Consider the following 10,667-nt stretch of genomic DNA (forward strand, 5'->3'; position numbering starts at 1 on the left):
GGAGATAAAATGATTACTATAATAAGTTCGTTACTTGTTTTTTTATTAGTTGTTATACTTCATGAATTTGGTCACTTTACTGTTGCTAAATTATCTGGTGTAAAAGTCAATGAATTTTCCGTTGGTATGGGTCCAAAGATATTTCAAAAGAAAAAAGGTGAAACTTTTTATAGTTTGAGAGCCTTACCAGTTGGAGGGTATGTAGCAATGGAAGGTGAAGAAGAAAATTCCCATGATCCAAGAGCATTTAATAATGTTCATATTATTAAAAGAATGGCAGTTGTTTTAGCTGGTGCCTTTATGAATTTTGTCCTTGCTTTTATTGCTTTTTCTATAATATTTTCTATTATTGGTTATGGTTCTAACAAAATAGACAAAATTGTTCAAAATTCTCCAGCTCAAATAGTTGGATTAAAAAATGGTGATGAAATTATAAGCATAAATGGTAAGAAAACAAAAGATATATACGATATCAATTCTATAATTTCGGAAAACAAAAATAAAGAGATGGATTTCACAATTAGTAGAATGGGTGAGACAAAAGAATATAAGATTACTCCTGAATTTTCTTCTGAAAACAATATGTATTTAATTGGAATTACAGCTAAATTAGATCACTCAATTTTAAAATCAATTAGTCTTGCTTTTGATAGGACAATTAAGATGTCCCAAATGATCCTACAAAGTATTAAAATGATGTTCTCAGGATCTTTTAAGTTAGAATATTTATCAGGTCCAGTTGGAGTTGCCCAAGTTATTGGTTCTGAATCGTCAAAGGGATTTTTAAATTTTCTACAGATTTTAGGATTAATTTCAGTAAATCTTGGTGTTTTTAATTTATTGCCTATTCCTGCCTTAGACGGAGGAAAGTTTTTATTTTTATTAATTGAAGCATTAAGAGGAAAGCCCGTTGATGAAAAAATCGAACAAAGTCTTTCACTAATAGGTATAAGTCTTTTATTTTCACTTATGATTTATGTAACTATTTTTAATGATATTGGAAGGTTGTTTAATAAATGATAAATAGAAAAAAAACAAAAAAATTTATGTTGGAAATGTAGCAATTGGTGGAGATTCTTCAATATCAATTCAATCTATGACAAATACTAATACAAAAAATATTACTTCTACAGTTACTCAAATTAAAAAATTGGAACAAGCAGGTTGTGATATTATAAGAATGGCTGTAAATGATATGGAAGATGCAGCTGCACTTAGAGAAATAAAAAACAAATTAATATTCCTATTATTTCAGACATACAATTCGACTATAAGCTTGCTCTTGCAGCGGCAAAAAATGAAAGTGATGCAATTAGATTAAATCCAGGTAATATTGGTGAATCATGGAAAATAAAAGAAGTTATTGAAGCTTGTAAGTTTTATGATATTCCAATAAGAGTTGGAGTTAACTCTGGATCTGTAAAACAAGAGTTTTTAGATAAATTTAAGGGTGTTAATGCATCTTCTATATGTTATAGTGCAATGGAAGAAGTTGAATTGTTAGAAAAAAATAATTTTTCAAATATCGCAGTATCTTTGAAGGCCTCAGATGTAAATCTTACTATAGAAAGTTATAGAAAGTTTTCAGAAATGTCTAACTATCCACTTCATTTAGGAGTAACTGAAGCAGGTAGCCCAAAAAAAGGAATAGTAAAATCAGCAATTGGTATTGGAACTTTATTAGCTGAAGGCATCGGTGATACAATTAGAGTTTCATTGACATCTGATCCTGTTGATGAAGTTATTGCAGGGAAGGATATTTTAAAAGCATTAGACCTTAGAAGAGAAGGAATCGATTTAATTTCCTGTCCAACTTGTGCAAGAACTAAGGTTAATTTAATTGAAATAGTAAATAAAGCTGAAGATAGACTTTATGAGTTAGATAAAAATCTGAAAGTCGCAATTATGGGATGTGCCGTTAATGGTCCTGGAGAAGCGAGAGAAGCAGATATAGGAATAGCTTGTGGGGATGGCGAAGGTCTTATATTTAGTAAAGGTCAAATTATAAAAAAAGTTCCAGAAGATAAGTTATTAAGTGAATTATTAAAAGAAATTGAAAATATTGGGTGATAGTTTGATATTATTAAGAGATATTTTACAAAAACTAGATTCTCCTCATGAAAATATATCCGAGGAAATTGTAATTGAATCTATAAAAAGAAATAAGCTTTCTGGAGAGGTATTCTTTGTTATAAGTTCAAAAAAAGAACTTGAATTAAATTTTAAAGATGAAATTAAAAATATTTTTTCAAGTAATTTAAATAATTATAAAATTCATATTGATTATAAATCATCTTCTCTTTATACAAGTGAAGATGATTTAATTTGTGCCGAAATTTTAAAATACAATCCATCTTCAAAAATTTGGATAAAAGATATAATAATAAATAAAAATGAAAAAATTAATAATATAGAAATTATTATGCCTAGCGAAGAGGCTTATTATAGTTTAAGTCAAAATGGATTTGCATCTTATCTTGAGAATGAATTAAAGGTTTTTTCATCTTATAAAGTTAAATTTTCATTTTCTGAAAATAAGCTAGAAGAAAATAATATAGAATCTTTTATTACAAAAATTGACGAAGCAGAAGAAGTTATTTCTACAAAACATGAAATTGAAGTTAAGACTAAATCTGAAAATAAAGAAAAAGAAAAAAAAATAAAGAAATCAAACTCCTATGGCAAGAAAGATATTGATGTAATTGAAAGACTAATAGACGTAAATGTCAATTCTCAAAAAGTTACTGTAGAAGTTGATATATTTAATGTTGAGAGCCGTGAATTAAAAAATGGAAACTTTTTAATTGCTCTTTCTATCACTGATTACACATCTTCAACTTTAGCAAAAATATTTCTAAAACCAGAAAAAGCAGAAGAATTTTTGGAAAGTTTTAGAGAAGGGGATCACGTTTTAATAACAGGCAATGTTTCCTATGATAACTTTTCAAGATGTGAAACAATTATGCTTAGGTATATTGAAAAAAAAGATAAGATTATAAGAATGGATTACAGTGATGAAAAGAGAACTGAATTTAGAATTCATTCAAAAATGTCTCAAATGTCTGGTGTCACATCTTTTACTGATTTTGCAAAAAGAGCAAAAGTATGGGGACATGATGCAATAGCAATAGCAGATACTAATGATGTCCAAGGTTTTCCAGAAGCAATGGAAGCAGGAGATGAAACTGGTTTAAAAATAATTTATGGTACAGATATTAATTTTGTAGATGATTTTGAAAAAATAGTTACAAATTATGATAGAGATAAAAGATACAACACTTATGTTGTTTTTGATATTGAAACCACAGGACTTTCTTCGAGAAATGATAAAATTACTGAAATTGGTGCTGTAAAAATTAAAGATGGAATTATCACAGATAGATTTTCACAGCTAATTAATCCTGAAAAAGAAATTCCTCAAGTAGTTGTTGAATTGACAGGAATTAGTAATTCACTTGTTGAGAATGAACCAACTATTGAAAAAGTTATTCCAGAGTTTTATGAATTTGCAAAAGATGCAGTTCTTGTTGCGCATAATGCTAAGTTTGATATTTCTTTTATCAGAAGAGAGTACAAAAATAATAATATAGAATTTAATCATCCAATACTTGACACTCTTGTATTAGCAAGAGCTACTATGACCCATATGAAAAGATTTAACTTAGGGACTCTATGTAAGAATTTAGGCGTTTCTTTAGTTGGAGCTCATAGAGCAGTAAATGATGCTGAAGCTACTGCTGACGTTTTTATTAAATTAGTTGAAAAAATAAAAAGAGAAGAAGAATTCAATTTTGATAATCTAAATAAACATATTAAAAACACAGATTCTAAACGACTGTTTGAGTCATCTTTGCTATTAATTGTTAAAGATGAAGTTGGTTTGAAAAATTTATATAAACTTATTTCTGAATCTCACATGGAATATTTTAATTTTTCAGCAAAAGTACCAAGAAGTCTTTTAAATAAGTATAGAGAAGGTATATTAGTTGGATCGGGTAACGCAAATTCTGAACTTTTTGACGCAATTTATAGAATGTGTCCTCACGAAGAATTGTTAAAAATTGCAAGATACTACGATTTTTTAGAAATTCAGCCTGCAAGTGATAATATAATGGCAATTGAAGATGGTAAATTTACAATTGAAGATATCAGGTTAATTAATAAAGAAATTTTTTCTATAGGTAAAGAACTTAATATACCTGTTATAGCCGATTCTGACACTTACTATTTGGAAGAGGATGATGATGTTTTAAGACGAATTGTCCTTAATGGAAAACCTGGAAGACCAGACCCTCAAGCAAGTAGAAATCAAAAATTTTATTTTAAAAGTACAGAAGAAATGCTAGATGAATTTTCTTATTTAGGAGAAGATAATTCATATAAAGTTGTTGTTGAAAATACGAAATTTTTAAAGGATTCTATAAAAGATATTAAACCTATACCAGATGGTAAATATCCTCCAGTTATAGAAGGATCAGATCAGTCTTTAAGAGAGATGACTTATAAAAAAGCTCATGAAATTTATGGAGATGATCTTCCAAAAATAGTTGAAGATAGGTTAGAAAAGGAATTAAAATCCATAATATCTAATGGTTACTCTGTTTTATATATAATTGCACAAAAACTAGTAAAAAAATCTAATGACGATGGATTTTTAGTAGGATCAAGAGGGTCTGTTGGTTCATCCTTTGTTGCAACTATGGCAGATATAACTGAAGTAAATCCTCTTCCACCACATTATATTTGTCCAAATTGTAAATATTCTGAGTTTACAAAGGATTTAACCTATGGAAGTGGAGTTGATATGCCAGATAAAACGTGTCCAAAATGTGGAAGTCCGTTAAAAAAAGATGGTCATAACATTCCTTTTGAAGTGTTTTTGGGATTCTATGGTGACAAAGAACCAGATATAGATTTGAATTTTGCTGGAGAATATCAACCTAGGGCACACAAATATACAGAAGAATTGTTTGGAGAAGGCTATGTATTTAGAGCAGGAACTATTGGAAAAATTGCAGAAAAGACTGCTTATGGTTATGTAAAAAATATTTTGAAAATAAAAATATTTCTCCAATTGAAGTTGATAGATTATCCAGAGCAATAACAGATGGAAAAAGGACAAGTGGACAACACCCTGGTGGAGTTATGATTGTTCCTAAAACAAATTCTATTTTTGATTTTACACCAATACAATATCCAGCAGATGATCCAAGTTCTGGAGTAATAACTACACATTTTGATTATAACTTTATTCATGGAAAAATATTAAAACTTGATATACTTGGACACGATGGTCCTACAATTATAAAAATGCTTGAGGATTTTACTGGAATAGATTCAAATTCAATTAGATTTGATGATGAAAAAACCTTATCTATCTTTAATAGTGCAGAAATATTTAATATGGATGAAGATATTTTTTCTTGTAAGACAGGAACTCTTGGAATTCCAGAATTTGGAACATCTTTTGTAATCTCTATGCTTCTTGAAACAAAACCAAAGAATTTTGCGGACCTTGTTAGAATTTCTGGTCTATCACACGGTACAGATGTTTGGATATCAAATGCACAAGAATTAGTTGATTCAGGTAGAGCTGAACTAAAAGATGTTATTGCTACTAGAGAAGATATAATGGTTTATCTTATAAATGCTGGTGCAGAAAATAAAATGGCATTCGATACAATGGAAAAAGTAAGAAAAGGAAAGGGACTTACAGAAGAACAGGAAAGTATAATGAAAAATTTAGACTTGCCTGAATGGTATATAGATTCCTGTAAAAAAATTAAGTATATGTTTCCAAAAGCACATGCTGTTGCTTATGTTATGTTATCTTTCAGAATTGCATACTATAAGTTAAATTATCCTTTGGCTTTTTATGCGACATTTTTCACTATTAAATTAAATGATTTTAATGGAGAAAGTATAATTGAAGGCCCTAATTTCTTAAAAAATAGAATTAAAATTTTAAAAGAAATAGAAAAACCTACTGCCAAAGATAAGGGAGAAATAAGAGTTTCTGAAGTTGCTCTTGAAATGTATGCTAGAGGATTTGAATTTTTACAAGCAGATATTTATAAGTCTAAAGCATCTGAATTTACAATAGAAGACGGAAAAATTAGAATGCCTCTTAGGGCAATCCCAGGTATTGGAGAAAATTGTGCCAAGAATATTGAAGAAGAATCAAAAAAATCTAAGTATTTATCCATTGAAGATTTTTCAAAAAGAACTAAAGCTGGTAATTCTGTAATATCAATTTTACAAAAAAATGCTATGCTTGAAAATCTTGACGAAACTAATCAAATTTCATTATTTAATTTTTGAAAACTTGTATTTGTCGCAATTTGTGTTATAATTTAATAAAGAAAGATATTTTAGTGTAAAGAGTGGGTTGTCCCACTCTTTGTTTTTTAGTAGTGAGGTGTTAAGTGAATAAAAAAGAATTAAAAAAAGAAATTTACCCACTAGCTGAAGAGGTAGCAGAAGAACTTGGCTACGAAATTGTAGACATAGAATTTCAAAATGGATCAAAGCATGATCTTTTGTCAATTTTTATTTATAAAAAAGATGGCATTGATCTAAATGACTGCACAGATATGAGTAGGAATTTAGAAAAAAAATTAGATAATTTAGAAATATTAGAAAATCCTTATTATCTTGAGATTTCTTCGCCGGGACTTGATAGACCTTTAAAAACAAAAGATGACTATAGAAGAAATATTGGAAATGAAGTTGATGTAAAACTTTATGCCCCAATAGACGGAAAAAAAGAATTTAGTTTTGTTTTAGACAAATATGATGATGAATATGTTTATTGTAAAATTGATGATCAAGAGCTATCAATTCCAATAAAATCTATTTCATCAATGAAACAAACTATTAAATTTTAATGGAGGAATATATGAACCAAGAGTTTATAGATGCTTTGAATGAAATAGAGAAAGAAAAAGGAATTTCTAAAGAAATAATATTTGAGGCTTTGGAGTCAGCTTTAGTTTCAAGCTATAGAAAAAACTATGGAACATCTGAAAATGTTATTGTGAATATGGATAGAGAAACTGGTGAAATTAAGTTATTTGCATCTAAAAATGTTGTTGAAGAAGTTGAGGATCCTCAACTTGAGATATCACTTGATGAAGCTAAGAAAATTGACCCAGACTATACAATAGGGGATGTTTACAACTTACAAATTCATCCGAAGAATTTTGGTAGAATTGCTGCACAAACTGCTAAGCAAGTTGTCATTCAAAGAATTAAAGATGCAGAAAGAGATATTGTTTTTGATGAGTATGTTGAAAGAGAGAAAGAAATCATAACAGGAGTAGTACAAAGAAAGTCCTATAATAATGTATATGTTGATTTAGGAACAACTGAAGCTATTCTACCTTATGGGGAACAAATAAATGGAGAATCCTACAATCATGGTGATAGATATAAGATGCTAATTCTTTCTGTAGAAAAATCTACAAAAGGTCCACAAATCGTTCTTTCAAGATCTCACCCAGATTTAATTAAAAGACTTTTTGAATTGGAAATCCCTGAAGTTAGTGAAGGAATTGTAGAAATCTACTCTATCTCAAGAGAAGCTGGATCAAGAACAAAAATTGCAGTATTTTCAAGAGATCCAGAAGTTGATCCTTTAGGAGCTTGTGTAGGATACAAAGGACAAAGAGTTAACGCAATTGTTGATGAAATCGATAATGAAAAAATAGATATAGTTATATTTGAAAAAGAAGTAGATAAATTTATAGCCAATTCTCTAAGTCCTTCTAAAGTTGAAAAAGTGTTTATTAATGAAGCTGAAAAATCTGCACTTGCTATAGTTCCTGATTATCAACTTTCTCTAGCTATTGGTAAAGAAGGTCAAAATGTAAGACTTGCTGCCAAACTAACAGGATGGAAAATTGATATAAAATCTAATCTTCAATTTGAAGAATATCTAGAAGAAAGAAATATTACTGAAGAAGAGTTAAGAGAAGAATTTGAAAATTCTAAAAAAGATAGTTCAGAAGGTAATGAAGAAAATAGTGAAGAAACTTTAGAAAATCAAGATAATTTAGGTAATAATCTAGATGACAAGGAAGAATTTAATATAGAAAATTCTCATAATGAAGATGAAAGTTCTTTAGAAATTGAAGAAGAGGAATTAGAAACAGAAACTTCTACTACTGATGAAGAGGAAATATAAAATTCTTAATTTAATGGAGTAAACAATGACTAAAATTAGGAAGATTCCTATGCGAACTTGTATAGGATGTAAAGAACAAAAGGCAAAAAAAGATTTAATCAGAGTTGTAAAAAACAAAGATGATGAAATCTTTATAGATAAAAGTGGAAAGGCAAATGGAAGAGGAGCTTATTTATGTAATGACAAAAGTTGTTTAGAGAAAGCGATAAAGTCAAAAGCTTTAAATAGGGCGTTTACGACAGAAATTAGTGAGGAAGTCTATGAAAAACTAATTGAGTCTGTAGATTAAGCTCTTTCTAGGAGGTGTTCAATTTGTCAAAAATTAGAGTACATGCGTTGGCAAAAGATCTTGGTATAACAAGTAAGGAATTAATCGCAAAGCTAACTGAACTTGAAATATCTGTAAAAAATCATATGTCAACTTTAGATAGTGCTGATGAAGAAAGAGTAAGGAATTTATATAAACATAATTCCCATAAAAATGAATCTCCTGTAAAGAATAATGATTCTAATATTAAGAGAGATGAAAACAAAAAGTCTGATTCTAATAAAAAATTTAAAGAAAAGAAGTCAGAAAATAATTCTATAAATAAGAAAGAGAACAATAAAAAATCTTCTAATCAAACTAATAATTCTAATAATAGAAAAGAAGATAAAGATAATTCTTTTAAAAATAAAAATTCAAAAAACAAAAAGAAAAAGGCTAAAAATAAAGATAATAATGAAAATAACAACTCCTTTAAAAGAGATTTAACAAAAAAGAAACCTAAGAAAAAAGTTAAATCAAAACATAGAGTTGAAGAAGAAGATAAGGGAGATGATTCTATAACAGTGATTGCACCTATAACAGTAAAAGATTTTGCGAACCAACTTGGTGTATCTGTTTCCACAGTTATTACAAAGTTAATTGGTCTTGGAGTAATGGCAAATCAAAATCAAAGTATTGATGAAGATACTTGTATATTGCTAGCTGATGAACTTGGAATTGAAATCGAAATAGAAGCTCCAAATCTTGATGAGTCAGTTGAAGAAGAATATGGGTTATTAAAAAAAGATAGAGAAAGAGACCTAAAATCTAGACCACCTGTTGTAACAGTAATGGGTCACGTTGACCATGGTAAGACATCCCTATTAGATTCAATTAAAAAAACTCATGTAACTCAATCAGAAGCTGGTGGAATTACTCAACATATAGGAGCATACACAGTTAATTTATCTGGAAAGAAGATAACTTTCTTAGATACTCCTGGTCACGAAGCCTTCACATCTATGAGACTAAGAGGAGCTCAAACTACAGATATAGCAGTTCTTGTTGTAGCGGCAGATGATGGTGTTATGCCTCAAACTATTGAAGCAATTTCACACGCTAGATCTGCTGATGTACCTATTATTGTAGCTATCACAAAAATTGATAAACCAGAAGGAAATCCTGAAAGGGTAAAGCAAGAATTAATGAACGAAAATCTTGTGCCAGAAGAATGGGGTGGCGACACAATAGTTGTTGGAGTTTCATCTAAATCTGGTGAAGGTATTGACGAACTTCTTGAAATGATTCTTTTAGTTGCAGAAATGCGTGAATTAAAAGCAAATCCTAACAGACGTGCAATTGGTACAATAATTGAAGCTAATCTTGATAAGGCAAAGGGACCAATGGCCACAATTCTTATAAAAAATGGTACTTTAAGATTCGGAGATGCCATTGTATCAGGTACTTGTTCTGGAAGAATTAGAGCTATGGAAGATGATAAGGGCAAAAAAGTCAAAAAAGCCGGTCCATCTATGCCAGTTGTAATTCTTGGATTAAATGACGTTCCAAATGCAGGAGACACTATTTATGCGGTAAAGGACGATAAAACAGCTAAAGCTATTGCTGATAAAAACACAGAAATTTCAAGAGAAAAAAGATTAAGTCAAACTACTAAAATAAGTCTTGACAACTTATTCGAAAAAATTTCTGAAGAAGATGTAAAAGAACTTAATATTGTTGTTAAAGGTGACGTAAAGGGTTCTGTTGAAGCTCTTAACCAATCTTTGTTAAAACTTTCTACCGAAGAAGTTAAAATTTCTGTAATTCACTCAGGTGTTGGTGGAATTAATGAATCAGATGTCACTCTTGCTTCTGCATCTAATGCTATTGTAATAGGATTTAATGTAAGACCAAATATTAATGCAATTGAACTTGCTAAAACTGAAGATGTTGAAATTAGAACTTACAGAGTTATCTACGAAATCATTAATGACATTGAACAAGCTGCTAAAGGTATGCTTGATCCAGATATAGTTGAAGAAATCCTTGGAAGATGTGAAATAAGACAAACATTTAAGCTACCAAATAATCAAATGGTTGCAGGTGTTTATGTTCTAAGTGGTAAAATTTTGAGAAATTCAAAAGTTAAAGTCTTAAGAGATGATGTTGTTATTCACGAAGGAGATATTGCTTCACTAAAGAGATTTAAAGATGATGCTAAAGAACTTGCAACGG

The 10,667-nt window shown here is 29.4% G+C and carries 5 protein-coding genes and 2 pseudogenes; all 7 read left to right on the forward strand.

The window, feature by feature from the left end:
* Positions 1-9 precede the first annotated feature (9 nt).
* Complete coding sequence (gene rseP, locus HGPT_RS02320; RefSeq protein WP_019138277.1) at positions 10-1,020, forward strand: RIP metalloprotease RseP; 1,011 nt, start codon at positions 10-12, stop codon at positions 1,018-1,020.
* 22 nt (positions 1,021-1,042) lie between these two features.
* Positions 1,043-2,070 (forward strand): annotated as a pseudogene (ispG, locus tag HGPT_RS02325) (flavodoxin-dependent (E)-4-hydroxy-3-methylbut-2-enyl-diphosphate synthase).
* Between the two features lie 4 nt (positions 2,071-2,074).
* Positions 2,075-6,321: pseudogene (locus HGPT_RS02330) on the forward strand (PolC-type DNA polymerase III).
* Positions 6,322-6,425: 104 nt separating this feature from the next.
* The gene (locus HGPT_RS02335; protein ID WP_019138278.1) at positions 6,426-6,887 is read left to right on the forward strand and encodes a ribosome maturation factor RimP; all 462 of its coding nucleotides are present in this window, start codon (positions 6,426-6,428) and stop codon (positions 6,885-6,887) included.
* Positions 6,888-6,898: 11 nt separating this feature from the next.
* Entirely contained in the window at positions 6,899-8,185 is a 1,287-nt protein-coding gene (gene nusA / locus HGPT_RS02340; RefSeq protein ID WP_019138279.1) for a transcription termination factor NusA, read from the forward strand.
* A 25-nt stretch (positions 8,186-8,210) separates the two neighbouring features.
* The gene (gene rnpM / locus HGPT_RS02345) at positions 8,211-8,474 is read left to right on the forward strand and encodes an RNase P modulator RnpM (protein WP_019138280.1); all 264 of its coding nucleotides are present in this window, start codon (positions 8,211-8,213) and stop codon (positions 8,472-8,474) included.
* Between the two features lie 23 nt (positions 8,475-8,497).
* A partial coding sequence (gene infB / locus HGPT_RS02350; protein WP_019138281.1) for a translation initiation factor IF-2 occupies positions 8,498-10,667 on the forward strand: 2,170 nt, incomplete at its 3' end.

The organism is Peptoniphilus timonensis JC401 (assembly GCF_000312025.1).
GTDB classification, from domain to species: Bacteria; Bacillota; Clostridia; order Tissierellales; family Peptoniphilaceae; genus Peptoniphilus_A; species Peptoniphilus_A timonensis.